Origin of the sequence: Seonamhaeicola sp. S2-3 (assembly GCF_001971785.1) — a bacterium.
GTDB lineage: Bacteria > Bacteroidota > Bacteroidia > Flavobacteriales > Flavobacteriaceae > Seonamhaeicola.
Genome location: NZ_CP019389.1, coordinates 2254164 through 2273541, shown reverse-complemented (window position 1 = coordinate 2273541; position 19378 = coordinate 2254164). Strand labels below are relative to the sequence as shown.

At 34.8% G+C, this 19378-nt stretch carries 15 protein-coding genes; all 15 read right to left on the bottom strand.

The genetic code is table 11. The features are described 5' to 3' along the window. Nucleotides 1-6: 6 nt before the first annotated feature. Nucleotides 7-1194, bottom strand: coding sequence for a CaiB/BaiF CoA-transferase family protein (locus tag BWZ22_RS10130; protein WP_076699772.1), 1188 nt, complete (start codon nt 1192-1194; stop codon nt 7-9). Nucleotides 1195-1197: 3 nt separating this feature from the next. After that, the gene (locus tag BWZ22_RS10125; protein ID WP_076699771.1) at nt 1198-1968 is read right to left on the bottom strand and encodes an enoyl-CoA hydratase/isomerase family protein; all 771 of its coding nucleotides are present in this window, start codon (nt 1966-1968) and stop codon (nt 1198-1200) included. Next, nucleotides 1955-3112 (bottom strand): extracellular solute-binding protein, encoded by a 1158-nt coding sequence (locus BWZ22_RS10120; protein ID WP_076699769.1) that lies wholly within the window; start codon nt 3110-3112, stop codon nt 1955-1957. The genes BWZ22_RS10125 and BWZ22_RS10120 overlap by 14 nt, the downstream gene beginning before the upstream one ends. 26 nt (nt 3113-3138) lie before the next feature. After that, nucleotides 3139-4227, bottom strand: a complete 1089-nt coding sequence (locus tag BWZ22_RS10115; RefSeq protein WP_083692277.1) for a lactonase family protein — start codon at nt 4225-4227, stop codon at nt 3139-3141. After that, nucleotides 4228-5031 (bottom strand): SDR family NAD(P)-dependent oxidoreductase, encoded by an 804-nt coding sequence (locus BWZ22_RS10110; RefSeq protein ID WP_076699766.1) that lies wholly within the window; start codon nt 5029-5031, stop codon nt 4228-4230. A gap of 6 nt (nt 5032-5037) precedes the next feature. Continuing rightward, nucleotides 5038-5469 carry a hypothetical protein gene (locus BWZ22_RS10105; RefSeq protein ID WP_076699765.1) on the bottom strand — a complete coding sequence of 144 codons (432 nt, stop codon included), beginning with the start codon at nt 5467-5469 and terminating at the stop codon, nt 5038-5040. A 6-nt stretch (nt 5470-5475) separates the two neighbouring features. Beyond that, nucleotides 5476-6927, bottom strand: coding sequence for a sugar porter family MFS transporter (locus BWZ22_RS10100; protein ID WP_076699763.1), 1452 nt, complete (start codon nt 6925-6927; stop codon nt 5476-5478). Nucleotides 6928-6964: 37 nt separating this feature from the next. After that, on the bottom strand, nt 6965-7669 hold the full coding sequence (locus BWZ22_RS10095) for an RraA family protein (RefSeq protein WP_076699762.1): 705 nt from the start codon (nt 7667-7669) through the stop codon (nt 6965-6967). A 3-nt stretch (nt 7670-7672) separates the two neighbouring features. After that, nucleotides 7673-10558: a glycosyl hydrolase-related protein gene (locus BWZ22_RS10090; protein ID WP_083692275.1), complete on the bottom strand. Its 2886-nt coding sequence runs from the start codon at nt 10556-10558 to the stop codon at nt 7673-7675. Nucleotides 10559-10624: 66 nt separating this feature from the next. Further along, nucleotides 10625-11665 (bottom strand): LacI family DNA-binding transcriptional regulator, encoded by a 1041-nt coding sequence (locus BWZ22_RS10085; protein ID WP_076699761.1) that lies wholly within the window; start codon nt 11663-11665, stop codon nt 10625-10627. 28 nt (nt 11666-11693) lie between these two features. Then, nucleotides 11694-13589, bottom strand: a complete 1896-nt coding sequence (locus BWZ22_RS10080) for a GxGYxYP domain-containing protein (RefSeq protein WP_076699759.1) — start codon at nt 13587-13589, stop codon at nt 11694-11696. A 13-nt stretch (nt 13590-13602) separates the two neighbouring features. Then, nucleotides 13603-15936, bottom strand: coding sequence for a GH92 family glycosyl hydrolase (locus tag BWZ22_RS10075; protein ID WP_076699758.1), 2334 nt, complete (start codon nt 15934-15936; stop codon nt 13603-13605). A 13-nt stretch (nt 15937-15949) separates the two neighbouring features. Further along, the gene (locus tag BWZ22_RS10070; protein WP_076699756.1) at nt 15950-16921 is read right to left on the bottom strand and encodes a type I phosphomannose isomerase catalytic subunit; all 972 of its coding nucleotides are present in this window, start codon (nt 16919-16921) and stop codon (nt 15950-15952) included. Between the two features lie 186 nt (nt 16922-17107). After that, the gene (locus BWZ22_RS10065; protein WP_076699755.1) at nt 17108-18157 is read right to left on the bottom strand and encodes a DUF4998 domain-containing protein; all 1050 of its coding nucleotides are present in this window, start codon (nt 18155-18157) and stop codon (nt 17108-17110) included. Nucleotides 18158-18185: 28 nt separating this feature from the next. Next, nucleotides 18186-19373 (bottom strand): DUF5000 domain-containing lipoprotein, encoded by a 1188-nt coding sequence (locus BWZ22_RS10060; RefSeq protein ID WP_076699753.1) that lies wholly within the window; start codon nt 19371-19373, stop codon nt 18186-18188. Nucleotides 19374-19378 lie beyond the last annotated feature (5 nt).

Below are 19378 nucleotides of genomic sequence, written 5' to 3'. Positions count from 1 at the left end.
TATTTTTTATGTTTTGTTTAAAAATGATTGGACCTCCTTATCGGAATATCCACAGTATTGTTTTAATATCTCTTCGGCATGTTGATTTAATAGAGGTGCTGGTCTATCAATATTTTGCGGTGTATCACTAAATTTTACAGGAAATCCTGTTGTTTTAACCTTGCCTACTTTTGGGTGGTTATACTCCAATATCATCTCGTTGTGTTTTATTTGGGGGTCGGTAACCATTTCCTTAAATGTATTAACTTGAGAACACCAAATATCTTGTGCTAAAAGTTCTTCTAACCAAACTTTAGTTGTTTTAGTTTTTAAAACCGCTTCAATATCCAACTTGATAACATCACGATTTTCAATAATGTTATTAGAGTTAAATGTTTCAGAATTATATTTTTCAAGACCAATAGTTTGTGCTATTTTCTGCACAGAACACATCCCTATTGAGATATAACTATCTTTAGTACGATATATACCATAAGGAGCCCCAATCCATGGATTTGGAATACCACTTTCACTTCGTTCAGGGTTACTTCCTCGGTGTAAAAAAGCAGTAATTTCCTGTATATGAAACCCAACCGCTGAATTGAGTAGGTTAGCTTCTATTTTTTGTCCTTTCCCCGTTTTTTCTCTGGAGTAAATAGCAGCTAAAACAGATTGATTGATAAATAAACTTGTTAACAAATCTGCTTGTCCTACAGCGGTTACCACTGGAATCTGCCCTTTAAAACCATTTAAAGCGGGCCCTCCACTTATAGACTGCGCCAATAAATCTTGACCAGGTCTGTGTAAATAAGGTCCCGAAGCTCCATAACCTGAGCTTGAACAATACACTAAACCCTCGTTTAATTTTCGCATATCTTGATAACCTAACCCCAACCGTTCCATGACTCCAGGACGAAAATTTTCTACTAAAACATCTGCCTTTTTAATAATATCAATTGCTATTTTTTTATCAGTAGCATCTTTTAAGTTTAAAGCAATACTTCTTTTATTTCTATTGAAACTAACAAAAGAGATACTCTCACCTTCTGGAAACATATTGCCATAAGCATAGTGTCGCATCCAATCGCCTTTAGGTGGTTCTATTTTAATAATTTCTGCACCCATATCTCCCAACATTTGGGTAGCCCAAGGGCCTTGCGCCAATTGCGAAAAATCGGCTACTATTAAACCTTTTAGTGGTCCGTGCTGCTCCATAATTTATTGGTCAGATTTTTTTATGAATTTTTGAATAGCCGCTTGTGCTTCCTCTTGTAAATACAATTTCTTAACCGTCTGCGCTTCGTTATCTATGCGTTCTTCAAAAGGTGTGGCGGTTAAACTTAAATTTACCAACCGCTTTAATTCTGCAATAGATTGTTGAGGTCTTCTGGATAATTTACCCGCATAATCCATAGCTTCAGACAGAAAATTATCATTTGGAAATACAGCATTTACAATACCCCAATCTTTTAAGGTTTTAGCATGGTACTGCCCTCCTAAAAACAACATTTCTTTCACTCTGTTAACGCCTATTTTTTGAATTAACCTTTGCGTACCACCGCCACCAGGAATTAAACTTAGAAACACTTCTGGTAGTCCCATTTTTGCATCTTCGGAAGCAACTATCAAATCGCAAGACAGTGCTATTTCAAAACCACCACCTAAGGCAAAACCATTTACAGCTGCAATCCAAGGTTTTGATGCATTTTCAATAGCATCATATAATTGTTTACCTTTTTCCTGAAAGGCATCAAATTCTTCTGCCGTTTGATTGCCATATTCTTTAATATCAGCTCCTGCCATAAACGCTCTTCCTTCTCCAGTTATTACAGCGACATTTACGTCATCATTTGAATTAATCCATCGGATACCTTCAACAATTTCATCCATCATTTGGCGGTTCATGGCATTTAATTGGCTTGAGCGATTAAATTTTAATACCGCTATTTTACCTTCAATTTTAAGTTCTATGGTTTTAAATGAATTCATGGGCTCTAATTGATTTATAAAGTTGGTTCAATTGCTTTATAATAGTTTCCGCACTAATGTCTTTTAAAATACCTTCGTGAATAATATCTGCACCTTGTTCTTGAAACCCGTTCCATCCTGGATGTTGCGGACGTATATAAGCGTTTTCAATGGTCCATTTGGTATCCTTAAAAAAGTTATTACACAAGGTATTATTTACTTCATTATACCAGGCATTTTTACTTGCTGGTTGCCCTCCGTTATGTGTAAATATGCCCTCTTGAACCTCTGTGCTAGCAACATAACTCGCATATTTTGAAGCCATTTCAGGATGTTTTGTTAGAGCAGACACAGCTAAACCTACACCTCCCATAATGGTTGAAACATCTTGTTGTGCACCAACTGGACTGTTGGTAAAATGCACAATGTTTTTAGTATAGTTTTTTCTGGAATAATTGGTGTATCCAAAGAGATAAGGGGAATAAACTATTCCATCCTCATTCCCCATATTATTTAAGATTTGGATAGGGTTCCAGTTTATAGATTGCGGATGAGATTGTTCTATATGAAATTTTATGTCATTTAAAACTTTAATACCAACTTTTGAATTGATTTCATTGTCTACAATAAATCCCGAACCAAAATTTTGAGCGCAAAGTGTTAAGAATGTACACCAAATATCTGTAGGACATAATGCCCAAGCCACTGAAAACCCAGCAGGTAACTTTTTATAAAATGCTTTTAGTTCCTCCTGATTTATGGGTAAACTCAATCCTAAACTATCTATAACATCTTTTCTATATGATGCCACTAAAGCAGCCGCATCAATGGGAGTTGCATAAAAGTGATTCTGGTAAGTATAAATATCAAAGCATTTACCTAAAGCCTGTTGTTTCAAGGCCTTTAATTCTTCGGTTTTTATATAGTCTTCTAACTTAAGTAACAAACCATTTTTATGGGCTTGCCCCATGTATGGGTGATCTATAGTTATGATATCGAAGTTTTCAATTAAATCCTCAATTGGCGTATCTCCAAATTCTTTTAAAGAGCGTACTTTCCAAGTAATCCTAACATTTGGATTGGATTTTTGAAATGTCTTTGATGTAGCTATGAGTGGTTCATACCCTCTTGGATGGTCCCACGCTATACCTTTTAGTTCAATCATTATAACTTGTATTTATTAACGCTGGTTTATAGCCAGTTTATGTTAACTGGCGTATTTACTTTTAATGTTGATTTTTTTTGAAGTGTGCCATCGTTGGTATTTATTTCGAACACTACTAAACTATTACTGTCCTGATTGGCAGCAATAAGCCATTTGCCTTCGGGATGGATATTAAAATCCCGTGGGGTTTTACCATAGGTGGATTGATGCCTCACAAGTGATAACTGTTTTGATTGGGTATCAATTTTAAAAACAGCAATGGTGTCGGAACCGCGATTAGATGCATACAAAAATTTTCCGTTAGGATGCATTCGTATGGCCGCCCCACCAATTGCCCCATCATGATTTTCAGGAATAAAACTTATCTTTTGAACAATGCTAGGTTCTCCCTCGGTTAAATCTGCAACAAAAATCTCACCTGTTAATTCTCCTAGTATGTAGGCAAACTTTTGATTGGTATCCATTACCATGTGGCGTGCACCACTACCGGGGTTAATTGATATATCTAAACTAGGAGTAGCCTCCCATTTTTGTTCTTTTTCTTTCCATTGATACGCTTTAGCTGTATCTAAAGTTAAATCTACTGCATACATTTGATTGTTAGCAAAAGGGTATATCATATGTGCATGTGCCGCTTCTTGTCTGTCTTTATTGGGACCAACACCTTTGTGCTTAATTTCTTGAGAATAAGGTTCAATACTTCCATCCTTATTGATGGGATAGGATAATAGATTTCCAGACATATAGCTAGCTAACACCAAGTTGTTATCTATTATTGCTAGATGACAGGCGTAATCGCCCTGTATAGGCTGTGAATTTATAGTACTTAATGTACCATTTTCACCAACCTTATAAGCATATAGCCTTGGTTGTAAATTTTGGTTAGTTTCCTCTACAGCATACAGGTATTTTTTATCTTCAGAAATTACCATGTAACTCGGATTTCGTTGTTCTATATAGTCTATATTATGAATTTCACCTGTTTTTAAATTAAATTCAAAACAACCTATCCCTTCTCCTTTTGGATTTTCTGCTGGGGTACCTTGCCCCGTATAGCTTCCTGTGAAAAAAACTCCCATACTTTGTAATGCTATAGTTATTAAAATTAGTTTCATCTATTTATTTGGTTTTCTTTGAGGGCGTGGATCATATTGTATGGTGTGGTTCATGTAAGCTCCATCAATATACAAATCTGCCCCGTTTATATAATCTGCCATATCACTTGCCAAAAAGGCTACGGTATTGGCAACTTCTTCTACATTTCCTATTCTACCAGATGGTATCCAATTATGAAACTTCTCTCGTCCAAATTTGTTAATTTCCACTCGATTCATATTGGTTTCTATAGCTCCCGGCGCAACTGATACCACTCTAATATTATCTTCTGCTAATTCTAAAGACAAACATTTGGATAACATTTTTAATCCAGATTTTGCTGAACAGTAATGAATTAATCCTTTTCTTGGCACAGTATCATGAATTGAAGAAATATTTATAATAACTCCACCTCCATTCTTTTCCATACGTCTTCCTGCTTCTTTGGCACATAGAAAAGGGCCTTTTAAGTTGATGTCCATAACCCTATCCCATTCGTCTTCTTCTAAATCTAAAACATGGTGTACACTCTCGCTACCTGCATTATTTACAAGGATATCAATAGCGCCTATTTTAGTGTCCATTTTGCCGAACATTGCTTTAACTTCTGAGGCATTTGCTACATTGGCTTTTCCTATACTTGCGTTAACCTTGTATTCAGCTTTTATATGGTTAGCCACCGCTTGCGCTTTCTCTTTGTTATTAAAGTAATTGATAAATACATCTGCCCCACAGGCAGCCAATGCTTTACAAATTCCGGCACCAATACCTTGACTTCCTCCTGTTACTAGAGCTTTTTTCCCTTTTAAATTAATTTTTGTCATTAGGTTTTACTTTTGTTGGTTATTAAAACAAGCTGCTACCTTCTGTTTCAGTTCAGTTATTTGTGCTTTATTTAATTGAAAAAACTCAAAGTCTGAGATGTGTGTGTTTGATTTTTCAACGATAATAATCTCGCTTCCTTCTTTCATAGCAATATTATGCCACGTATTGGCAGGAATATTATAGGTAATGTTTGTTTTTAAAAGTTCGGTTTCAAAAACCACATTACCATCTTCTATTTTTGCACCAATTAAAACAGCTTCTCCTTTTAAAAGGATAAACACCTCATCGGTTAAAAAATGAACATCTAGCTTTTTTATATTATCTATGTGCTGCTCTGGCATATAGTTTAGCTGTGCTACTTGCCAGCCTTCTCGTATTAAAAACGGGTGATAACCATTACCTTCTACTTTGTACTGTTCAATAACATTTTTATCCATAAAGTTTCAATCTTTTGTTTTGTCTTGTTTCCAAGACATTTCTATTTCTTCTAATGTTTTGCCTTTGGTTTCTGGCACAAACTTCCATATAAACCAAATAGCAGGCAGTGTTAATGCGCCATAAAGGAAAAAGGTTCCCGATGGTTTTATGGTTTCAATAAACACTGGGTTAGTTAATGTGATAAAAAAACCTGTAACCATTAAAGATAAACTACCAATACTAACTGCCAAACCTCTAATTTTAGTGGGGAATATTTCACTAATAATAACCCAAACAATAGGGCCATAAGAAAAAGCAAAACATGCTACGTAAAGTAATAATGGAATAATAACTAAACTAGAACCTATAGCAAATAAGGTAGCCACGCCAAATAAAGATATGGCTGCACCCACTACACCAATTAGAAGCAGTTTTCTTCTCCCGTAACGCTCAATATTTATGATGGCTACAAATGTAAAAATGGAATTTACCAATCCTACTAAAACCGCGCCTAAAAATGAACTTTCTACACTTTTAATGGATTCATTTAAAATATTGGGCGCAAAATACATAATGGCCGCAATACCACTTAAATGTGAAAACATGGGTAGTAAAATCCCTATTAAAAACGGACGCCTTAAATAAGGTTTTAGTAAGTCTTTAAAACCTTGGGATTCAGTTTTTACTACAGATTGAATTTCGTTCATTTGAGATTTCGCCATAAACTCTCCCATAGTTTTCACCATTATGTCGTATGCTTTATTTTCTTTGCCGTTTACTGCCAACCATCTTGGGCTTTCAGGCACCATAAACAACAGTAGTAAGAACAATAAAGCTATGGGGATTTCTGTACCAAACATACCACGCCAAATTTCTTGAACAAACAGCCAATTCCAAAAACCACCACTTTCTTGTGTAATAACACCGGCTGATTTTCCTGCGTTATTTAACACCATCCAATCTACTAAAAAGGCCAATAGAATGCCTAGGGTAATGGATAGTTGGTAAAGTGATACCATTCTACCTCGTTTTTGAGGCAATGTTAATTCTGAAATATAAATGGGTGCTACAACAGAAGTTATACCTACGCCTATACCCCCAATAATTCTAACTACCACCAAAAATATAAATGAATTGTTAGCCGATGCCGATACCCAATAGGCATTATTTAAATTGCCTAAAAATTGCGGTGGTAACATAGAACCTAAAGCTGAAATCAATAAACATATGGCCGCCACTATCAAAGCTTTTTTTCTACCAAATTTATCTGTTATACTTCCTGATATAATACATCCTAATATGGTACCTAATAAAGCCGATGACACCACCCAACCTAACATACTTGCTGACAAGTTGTATTGACTTTCTAAAAATGTATTACATCCGGAAATTATGGCCGTATCATATCCAAAAAGGAAGCCTCCAATAGTAGATACGAAACTGATTCCGTAAACATAAAATGATGTGCTGGTTTTCATAATTTGTATTTAGTTTAGTGCTGGTTTGTTTTTTCTTCTACATAATTCCAAATTTGTTATAAGCATCTACGGTACTCATGCCTTCCTCTAGAGCTTTTTTTACGAGTTGCTCTCCTCTGGCCTTTTCTATGGCTCCATTAAACACTTTTACTTCAACTTCTTTTGGTATAACAACTACGCCATCTCTATCACCATAAATGATATCTCCTGGGTTAATACGCGTGCCTTCAATTTCTATTGGTACACGATAATCTATAACCTTTCCTCTAGGGCCTTGGTCTTGGGCATATCCTCCGTATGAAAATGTTGGAAAATTAAGGTTTAAAACTTCATTGGTATCTCGTGAATAGCCATGAAGCACAGCACCTGCAGCCTTTAGTTTCATAGCTCGGGTACTCATTAATCCTCCCCAAAGTGCATATCTGGGCGAAGAACCTGAACAGATATAAACTTCATCCTCTTTTAAATCGTCTAAGGCTTCAAACATAATCCCAAAAGGCTTTTTCATCATGGGGTTTTTTGTCTCTTTGGCGGATTCTTCAAAAACATCGGTCTCTAAAACTGGCATAGCCCTACCTATAACCACAAAATCTGTGCTTAAAGGTTTTATGTTTGGCGGTAAAAATTGATGTTGGTACCCCAACGTGTCTAAAATATCACCTACTAGGGCTACAAATAATTCAGATTTTGCTATGGCAAATAACTCCTTATCGTTTTGCCACAATGCTTTTTTACTGGTCATAATTTAGTTTTTATTTTTAAATTTAAGTTTGTAAGTATCTATGGCATTGTGCCCTATATCTATTTTCAGAATATTTCCTGAAGCTTCCAGTTGAGCTTCTTCCTCTTCAATTAAATTGGTTTTAATTAATGTGTGTATTGGTTGTGAGAACTCTATGGTTGGCTTTTTATTTTCTCCTTCCATTTCTACCAGCCTTAAAATAACATCATTACCCTTTTCACTCTTTTTTATGGTGCTAACACGAACCATAGAATCTGATACGTTTACAAAACTGCCACTTTCAGGCAACTTAGCCAGTTTATTCCTACTCTTCTTTACTACGGATCTAAGAGGGTGGTTTGAAGCGGTACCAAATTTATAAGCAAAAGATGAATTTGGTTTACTCGTGCCTAAAGAGAACTTAAAATGGTGATCACCTGTTTGATGGTACCAATTACCTTCTCCATGACAACTCTTGTGCGATGCTAATAAAAGCCCTTGCAGCACGGTGTACGGAACAGCTTCTCTAGTAGGGTCTATCCAGTCTGCAACAGCAACATCGGTTGACATGGCTACTAATAAATCATCATTTTCTGCCGATATAAAGTTAAGTACCTCACGTGGGTGTACAGTGTCTGGTTTACTATCATAAGTTCCACCCCATGCCCAACCGCCTGGAGCATTTTTCATTTCAGAAGCACCAACCTCTGCAATTGCCAATGGTTGTTCTAGTTTTATTTTAGAGTTATTCATATTTAAGGGAATAGCAAACCTAAACTCCCTATTGTGCGTGCCGTCCCAATTAACTAGGTCTATTAAAAAATCTATTTTCTTTTCTTGATGAAACACCCTAACTTTTTGAACAACTTCTGTATGTTTAAATTTAGTTTTAGCCATATATTCTGTAAATACTGCACCATCTTCTGTTATCTGCCATAGCATGTTATGGTTACTGGTTTTATTGTATCCATCCATGTTTGGTTTGGTCATTTGGGTAAATTCTCCCGCACCATTTCCTTTGTAACCTAATGTTAGAATATCTCCTCCAGAAAACTTTGTTGTTTTGAGAATTTCTTTTTTCAAAACATTATCGTATAGATACGTTATACCACCATTACCTAGGTGGAGGTTATAAAAGTTATTTGACAATACATTTGGCAAGACCGTTTTATTTACTTTTAAATTCTTTTTACCTTTTTTAAGATAAAAAGTTTTGTAACCTAATGAAGGAACATTTGAAACGTGAATATGTAAACTATTTTTATTTGCAGCGCTTACTTGCGAGGGTACAACTTTGTTGTTTTCATCTACCACATAGTATAAACTTGCATTATCTAAATTGATGCTAACCAAGCCGTTTCTTTCCCATGACAAATCATTAAATACGATAACGGCATCATCTCTATCTGTTTTTATTTTTTTTGATAATGATTTTAATGAATTTTCTAGCAAGCTATTGGCTTCACTAGCCGCAAACTCTAGTTTGCTTTTAAAAATACTATCGGTTATATGTCCGTTTTTACCACCCCAACCGTGGTCTGGATAAATAGATTCTTCAAAGGCTTTAGATAAACGTTCTGCTGGATAGTTTTCAAAACTATTGTTAATCATAGCGTCTATAGTGTTAAAAATTTCGGCAGAGGGGAGAATCCTTCCCGCTTCTCTTGATGCAGATATTGCTTTATGGTGCCCTGGGCCATGAATATAAGCCCAAATGTTTGGTCTGTCTCCTTCCAAATATTCAAACTTGGCTCCTGGCTGTTTCATTTCAGACAGAAAACCAGTAACCGTAGAGTGTTTTATGGTTGGTATTTTAACATCTGCCATTTCTACAATCTTATTCCATTCTGTAATAATTGGACCGACATGTGATGGCCCTGAGGCATCATTACTTAAAACTACAGCAAAATGAGGTGGTAAATTGTGTTCTTTATAATATTCTCCCCACATTTTCACTCTTGTTTGCAATTTTCGAAGTGCCTCAATAGCATCTTCTTCAAAAAATTTGTAGAACATGATAGCCCAACCGTAATTCCCTGGAGAATAAGTGGCCACTGCAGAGCCATCTGGCGAATGCCAGTTATAAAAACCTTCTCTCATTCTAGATACAAAAAGATTTTCTACACCAGACTTAGCGAGTATTTGTGGAAATTGTAGAGTCCTTCCAGGAACATCTGTATTATAGGCTGTTTTTTCGTCTACATTATCAAAATTATCTTTAATCCATAGTTTACCAAAATACATTTCCCTAACCAGTTGTTCTCCCATTTGCATGCCTTCGTAGGGTTGATTGTAAGTTGCGCCCCATGTAAAACGCCCCTCTTTATAACGCTGTAAAACTTCTGGTTTACGCTCTGGTTTTTCTTCAATAAACTCTTTTAGGTTTAGCGTTTGTTCCATACCAAAATAGTAAGCCTTATCGGTCTTCATGATATCTAAAGCAGGCGCAATAATTTCATTGATACGTTCATGTCTGCATACATCAGGCGTATCCATCCATGCAATATCTTGATGAGAAGAAGATATTACATGAAATGTTCCTTCTGAGAAATACCCCCAATCAGGCATTACAAGTGGTGTGAACAATTGCTTTTGATTTTTGGACGGTTTGGAACTTATAAACTCAATGGTTTCTGGATATCCAAAAATGGGCAACCAAGCATTGGCGTTATGAGCATCATGGTGAATATTTATGGTACGTCCATTTTCAAAACGTATCTTTTTTAAAGAAGATTTTACATTTCCTTCTATATGGGCTTTAACCACAAACTCTCCTTCAACTTGCTTATATTCATATGGCTTTGGGTAAGCAATATTAATGATTGATTTACTTTGGCAAAACCCGTGATAAAACACAAAAAGCGCCAAAATACTGAAAGCTTTCATTTTAAATTTTCTATTTTTTTCCATTGTTTTAATGCTTAATTTATTTAGTTGGTTGCTAAACCGGTTTAGTTAGTGTTGAAATAAAAATTCCTAATCTTTTATTCCACACGATTTTCTTACTTCTAGTTTTAAATCTAAAATTATGTTTTCATAGTTTAATTTATTTGTAGTTTTTCTATTTTCAATTTTTTTTAATAAAATTTCTAATGCTAAACTTCCAATGTCATTAATAGGCTGTATTACGGCTGTAATTGGAGGGCTTATTAAATCAAAAGCTTGGGTTTCGTCAAAACTTACAATAGCTACCTCTTCTGGAACTTTAACGTTTATACTTTTTAGTATCCTTAAACCTTCCATAGTGAGATAATGCGTTCCAAAAACAAGACTATCAACATTTTCATTTTCTACTAGCTGTTTAATAGCATTTGGCATTTCATCCGCAAAATAGCCCTGGTTTAATGTCTTTACCCGTTTTTCATCTAGTTCTATTCCACAATCATTTAGTGCCGCCTTGAACCCATTATACCTTTGATTTAAAGCATCTAAAGGTGTATTAAGCGATATAAAGCCCAATTTACGTCTTCCCAAATTCAAAATATGCTCTGTGGCAATCTTCATTCCTTTAAAGTTATTTACAACTACATAATCTGTTTCTTTATCGGGATAATGCCTATCTATAAGTACAAAAGGAACCCTTTCATGCTTAAGCATTTGTATATCATCTGCATTATTTTGCGTTGAAGCAATTATAAGTCCATCAATTTGCCTATTGAGCATTGATCGTATAAGTTTGTTTTCTTCAACTGAATCTTCATAGGTACTACTATACACGACATTATAGCCTAATTTTTTTGCCTTTTTTTCTATTATACCTGCTATTTTAGCATAAAACTGATCTGAAATATCAGGCACAATTAAACCAATAGCCTCACTTTTACCTCTACTTAATCCTCTTGCTAGTTGATTGGGCGCATATCCATTTTTTTTTGCATATGCCTTTATTCGCTTTTGAGTTTCTTGACTAATTTTATTCTCATTTCCCTTATCATTAAGCACTAATGATACCGTTGTTTTTGATACATTTAAGTCTTCAGCTATATCTTTTAACGAATATTTTTTTGTTTTACCCAAGCTAAACCGATTTAGTCGGGCTAAAATATTAATTATTATTAAATATTTCTAATCTTTTTTTAGTTTGTTCTGGTTTATAATACATTTTTACCCTCCAAATCAATTCTTCTACATTTACTATTTTAAAGTTATCGTTTAATTTGCTAGCGTTTAATTTAGCTATTCCCGGACCTATTATTGGACCTAAAACATTTTCTGCCAGTTCATCTTTTGAATTACCCGTATCTGAAAACCTACTCCATGCATGAATGGATATCAAATTAAAAGGATTACTGTCAGATTCTGAATTTAACTTATTGGCGATGTATGTTGGCGTACCTTCGCGTTCATGATTTTTGTTTCCAAAATTCCACAACGAATATTTAACGGTTATTATTGGAATATCATACCCATCACTATTGGTTTCCCAATAAATGTCACCTTTACCACCGGCATAGGGCGAATATTGTACGGCCAATATACCCTCTAATTGATTGTTGGCTTGTATGTAGGCTCGGTAGGCTTCTTTTGCTTCATTTGAACTCACATTTTTTGCCATTAACGACAAAACTTTAATGCGGTGTTGGCGCATATGTGCAGCTGTGGCATTAGCGATTTGCTTTAAACTTTCTGCTCTGTTTCCTTTTATTCCAAAAAGATCGGCATAGTTATAACCGCCCCCAAAAGTCTGTACGATTGAGGTATTTTCACCTTGTTTATCGAACAGTAACTGCATAACATCTGGAGCCATCATAGATAAATTATCAACCGGGAGACCAAAGGCTATTTTCATGTTATCGGCTTCGGGGTGTGTAAAATAATACTCTCCATCAAAGCCATTCATCATCCATTGCACGTTATCGCCATCAGATAAATGATAGGATACGTATTTTTTGCCTTTTTCAGAAAAATCTATCGACTTTGGATCCAGAACCGTTGCTAACCCACTTTGACGTTTTTTATAAAGTAGAGACGTTAAATTTAAATTGTACATCCAGTCTGCAGGAACCATGATATTTCCAGTTTCTGATACTTTGTTTACAAATAAATCTTCGCCTACGCCATGTTCCCATCCGTAAATGGGTGAACCAGGTTTTAACCACTGCAATACCTCATTAAACAAAGCCGTGTTTTGTCCTGCCGAGGCATCGTTATATTTTTTGTTTAAATTAATTACAAATAAATTGTTTTTGATAGCAAACTCTCTTTGTTCTCCTGTTTGAAGCGGCATAACCACCAAAGCATTATTTTTGCATTTATCTTTAAACTCGTTCCATGCATCTTGAGTGTTTTTTTTTGACGCATCATACACCATTTTATAACCTAATGAATCAAAATAGTCTTTATCTCTAACATCTACTATAATAGCATTATACACATGCGAAGCCACGGTGGCTACCGTATTACTTTCTGGATTATTTTCAACATCTGTTAACACGTAACCATTAAATAAATCTTTCACTTGTACTTTTACACCGTTAACCTCAGTATAAGCTTTCGTTACAAGCTCTATTCCTGTTGTTTCACCGTGTTCTTCAACACCTATTTGTGCTAATCCTTGTTTTGCTAACTTATAGGATTCTTTGCCACTATGGTCATGCAACCATATGCCAATATCGCTTTTTCCTAGATCTACAGCCCTGTTTACCAAACCAGAAATAGATTGGCATAACAAATGGTATTGCATACCTTTTGTTAATTCTTTATGGCCCAATTCATTTTTATGAAGTTTGGGTATTAAACCTGTAATACTCCAGTATTTTTTGGGCTTTACTTGCATTTCTAAGTGCCAATATTGCCCTTTATCTTCAAAAGAATCGTACTGATCATTATAAACTTTAGCATCTTTCTTATGCTCTGTATCTGTATTTTCTTTTTTTAAATTACTATTACAAGAATTTAATGATAAAGCGAAACCTAGTAATACAATTACTATTTTATTCATAATTATTTTGATTCTAGTTTTTTATACTTAATGAATAAGGAACCGATTCGTCTGTATTTGCCCAATTTTTATTAGGAGTGGCGCTCATTTCAAATTTTAAGGTTCCGCCTGCCATCACATCATTATAATCTAAATACGATTTATTGTAATCCTTACCATTTAAAGTTGCAGATTGGATATACACATTTTCCTTAGTGTTTTGTGGTGCTGAAATTTCGAAAGTGTTTCCATTTTCTAAATGAATAGTTGCCTTTTTAAACAATGGACTCCCTATAACGTATTGATCTACACCTGGTGTTACCGGATAAAATCCTAACGAACTAAACACATACCAAGCAGAAGTTTGACCGTTATCTTCATCGCCACAATACCCATCGGGTGTAGGTGCATATAATTTAGTTAATACTTCTCTTATTTTTTCTTGCGCTTTATACGATGCATTGGCGTAATTGTATAAATATATCATGTGCTGAATGGGTTGATTACCATGCGCGTAATTACCCATGTTCATGATTTGCATTTCACGAATTTCGTGTATGGTAAATCCGTAGTATGAATGATCGAAAACTGGAGGCATTTCAAACACTTCATCCAATTTGCTTTCAAAAGCATTTTTACCACCCATTAATTCCATTAGCCCATTTACATCGTGAAAAACAGACCATGTATAGTGAATGCTATTCCCTTCAGTAAAGGCATCGCCCCATTTAAGTGGGTTGAATGGTTTCTGAAATGTACCATCTTCATTTTTACCACGCATCCATTTGGTTTCTGGATCGAATAGGTTTTTGTAGTTTAAAGATTGTTTGTAGAAACGTTCTGCAACATCTTTCTTCCCTAATTTATCTGCCATTTGAGCCATGGTAAAGTCGGCATAGGCGTACTCTAATGTTCTTGCTGCATTTTCGTTGATACCAACATTATAGGGTACATAACCTAATTTATTGTAATATTCTACGCCTTCTCTCCCTACAGATTTTAGGGTATTCCCGCCTTTAGAAAGTGGTCTTCCTTTGGAAGTCGTTGCATTTTTTAACATGGCTTCAAATAGCACCTCTTGGTCTTTTATGTGAACGCCTTTTAAAAAAGCATCGGCTATAATGGGTGCTGAGTTAGACCCTACCATGCAATCTCTATGGCCTGGACTAGCCCACTCTGGCAACCAACCCGATTCTTTATAGGTATTAGCAAGACCTTCCATAATTTTTGAATTTAACTTTGGATACATCATGTTGAAAAATGGAAACACAGCTCTAAAGGTATCCCAAAAACCATTATCGGTAAACATATATCCTGGTAAAACTTCTCCGTTGTACGGACTATAATGTACAATAGCATTGTTTTTATCAATTTCGTGAAATTGTCTTGGAAATAACAATACACGATACAAACAAGAATAAAAGGTTCTTAAATTATCAATATTATCATCTTCAATCACTATTCTACCTAATTCTTTCTCCCATGAAGCTTTTGCCTTTGTTAAAGTGGTTTTAAAATTATCATCTCCTATTTCTCTATTTAGGTTAAGTTGTGCTTGCTCTGGACTTATAAAAGAAGAGGCTACTTTTACGTGTACTTCTTCACCTTTTTTGGTTTTAAAACCTATTATTGCTCCAACGTGTTCACCCTCATTTTCGGTACTGTTTTCTACTAAGGTCCAATTATCGCCCCATGTATGGGTTAACTCAAAATCTTTATCAAATTCTGCAACAAAATAGTTGTGAAAATTCTCTGGAACACCACCGCTATTGTTTCTGCAATAACCAATAATTTTACGTTCTTCAGGAATAATTTTAACCATGGACCCTTTAAAAAAACCGTCTAGTAGAATATAAGATTGATTTTCGGGAAATGTAAATTTAAAATGTGCGGCTCGTTCTGTTGGGGTCACTTCTGCAACCACATCATAATCGGCTAAATAAGTTTTATAATAATGTGGTTTTACGGTTTCGGCCTTATGCGAAAACCACGATGCGCGCTCGTCTTCTTTATATTTTAAGTCTCCTGTTACTGCCATTAATGAAAAAGCGGCATAATCATTAATCCAAGGGCTTGGTTGATGGGTTTGCTTAATGCCTCGAATTTTATTTTCATCATATTTATAGGTCCATCCATCTCCCATTTTAGAGGTCATGGGAGTCCAGAAATTCATACCCCATGGTGTTGCTATGGCGGGATATGTGTTTCCGTTTGATAGTTCAAAAGAAGAGTCTGTTCCCATTAAGGGGTTTACAAAATCTACAAAACTTTCGTCTTTTATTGTTGTGTTGGTTTCTCCATGTCCGTCTTCTGTATTAACACAAGAGACAACGAATAATGATAATATTAAATAAAATAACTTCTTCATAAATAATGTTTTATTAATAATAAACCTCTAAAAGTTTAGCTTTTGTAGCTTTTAAATGTAGTTGATTTAAACTTGCAGGAATTAATAATGTTTCTCCCTGTTTTAACTGATAATTTTCGCCATTACTGGTAACAATAACCTCGCCATCTACACAGATATAAATAACGAATGAGTCTATTGTAGAATAATCTTTTTTTACCTCTTGATTTAAATCTAGTATATTGGTTTTAAAATAAGGAGAATGTACTAGAGTGTTTGATACATTTTTATCATGATTATAATGTGTTTTATAAGTATTATGTACGTTATAATCTATAACATCTATGGCCAAATTGTTATGTAATTCTCTTTTCGCTCCAGTTTTAGCGTCTACCCTATCGTAATCGTAAATTCTATAAGTTATATCGGAGGTTTGTTGAATTTCTGCCAGTAAAACACCTGCGCCTATAGCATGCACACGACCAGTTGGAATATAAAACGTATCACCCGATTTTACAGTTTCATGGTGCATAACATCTAAAATGGTATTGTTGTCTAGGTGTTTTTTATATTCGCTCTGCGATATTTCCTTATCGAAACCAACAATTAATTCTGCATCATCATCGGCTTGCATAACATACCACATTTCATTTTTTCCAAAGGAATTATGACGCTCTTTTGCTATTTCATTACTTGGATGTACTTGAATTGAAAGCGGTGTTTTAGCATCTATAAATTTAATTAGTAGAGGAAAAGTGTTTCCAAATTTTTGATACACTACTTCCCCTACTAAATTTTGTTTATAATTTGCTATTAATTCTTTTAGTGTTTTATTTTTTAATGTACCTTGAGCTACCAAAGTTTCATCATTTTCAACACCTGAAATCTCCCTAGACTCTCCTATATTTTCTTCTATATAATTTTTATGTAAAACCGTTTTTAATTTTTCACCACCCCATATTCTATACTTATAAAGTGGTTCAAATTTTAATGGGTATAGTTTCATTTTTACTTTTATCTGGTATTTTTATACTGTTGTTTGCTCTTTACAAAACAACTTAATTTATTCTTTATCGACCTAGAATTTGTGTGCATTTTAATGGAAAAAACCTTAAATGTTCTTGTTGTAAATAAACATAAACTATTAAGGTTTAATACCATACTAGGTTTGCACTTAGATGAAGTGAAACGTTTAATCTTGTAATTTCACAGCCACAGTGAAGTCGCCCCACAGGTTACTTCTATCTAGGTTATCAATATGTAGCCTTACGCTAATAATACCATCGCAGTAAGAAATAAAATTATCATCACTTTCAATGCTTTCAGCAGTCATATACCACGGTGCACCAAAATCTCCTATTTCTTGTAAATCTACCGATGTCTTTAATGTTACGGGGTCTACATTTATTATCATTGGAACAGCATTTCCTGCATCGGTTGATAATATATAAGAATATTGATAGTCACTTATTTTAGTAACCTCTCGCTTATGGCCTTTATTAGGCATCCACCCATGAGGTGTATTATGTTCTGAAATCACCTCGTATTCACCTGTTTTTAATTCAATAGTTTTTATGGTTTCCGTTTTAAATGCGGTATAAAACGTATCAATTGACTTAGTATCTGGAACATGAAGGGTTCTGAACTTAAATGGTGTTCCTTCTTTTATCCCCTCTAAAGTTGTTGCTTGGTCTTGGTTGGTAACCATAATTATTTGTTCTTCATCTAAATCATTTATATAATTGACTTCTACCCCAATCATTGATGACACAGGAGGCACCCAATTTATAATACCGCAAGTGGCAGACTCAATTTGTCTATTAAAAATAGAGTTTTGAAACGTATCACCGAAAACGGTTCCTGAAACATTCTTTACTACAGATTGGTTTCCAAATGTATCAAACGTATAAAGTTGAAAGTTATATACGCCTTCTTGTAAATTTTCTATCAGTAAATCTATAGTATCATTGACCTTGGTTCTAGAAAACATGACCTCTGTAGAATCTTGTCTGTTTTTCCAAAAAGCCTTGATTTTATTGACTGTAGGATCGCTACCTAGTACCATTGCTAAATGTATTCTGTTTTTTCCTGGATAAACTATTACAGAATCTACCTTGGCTGGGTATACAATATCTCCACCTTCTTTATATTTATTATATTCATCTATAGGCGAGCAGGAAGCTAAAACCAGCAACCCTAGAATTAAGCATATAACGCTTATATGTTTTATTATAGTTTTCATTTTTTTTATATTTAAAGTGAACGTATACTTAGTCTATTGGTTGTCCCCACAGGGATATCTCATTAAAATTAACATACGTTCCGTTTGACCAATTACGTAATGTTTTAAATCTAATATACCTATACCCCTTTGTATCTAGAGGAAACACAATTGTTTCCCCTGCTTCAGCAGCAGCAAGATCATCGTTAGATAATTGTCCATTAGGTAAACCTGATGGTTTTATTTGTTCATATTCAATTATCAAATCCCAAGACTCCCAACTACCATCAGGAGCAGGATCATTAGACCCCCAAATTTCAATGTTTCTAGGGTTATGCAAGCTATAAAGCCAACGCGTACCATCAGATCTCATCCACCAAGTCAACCTACTTAATTTCACTTTTTCTCCAAGATCAAAAGAAAACCACTGAGGCATCCTTGCTTGGTCTCCACTAGAATAAAATCCACCGCCTTCGGTAATATCATCATTGAACAAGGCTGGTATATTACCACCATAACCTAATATAGCATCATTAGGTAAAGTTAAAGGTGTAATTTGATTTTTATCAATCTCCGTTTCAAAATATGGAGTCAAACGAACTGTGGTAGTATCAGAAATATTCCCCCAGCGGTCTCGAATATAAACGCCAAAGTTTGTCTCTACAGATTCAAATCCTCTAGTAGAAAAACGTCCTTCTATTTTCTGTGTGTAGTAAGTGTTATATGGAATAAAATTACCTAGCGAATCGTTAGCCAGTACAACAATAGCCAGATTATCTTCTGTTGGGTTTTCAAAATCAACAAAAATTCCTCCAAAGTCTGGTCCAATATTTAAACTTTCACTAACATTTTGGTATGGTGCCTTTTCTGGATTTACGGTTACTGTGATTGGTTTTGAAACATTTTCGCCTCTATCTACAGCATAAAGTTGCACCTCATAAGGCTTGTTTTTCCCAAATCCAGTTAATGTCATTTCATTTGTATAATATGACGCCTTAGCTTCTCTAACAACATTTCGTTCTGTAGTATAAACGGCCTTAGCATAAAACACGTCTGGATCGTCTGGAAGTGTATATCTTAATATAACACTACCAGAGAGGTTTTCAATCTGTACATCTGAAATAGAACCTGGCGGCGTGCCATCATTTTCTGTTGGCTTTAACAAATCTGTTGTACAGCCCACAGAAAATACCGTTATTAATATAGCAACAATTAGATGATATATAAATTTTTTCATGGTTT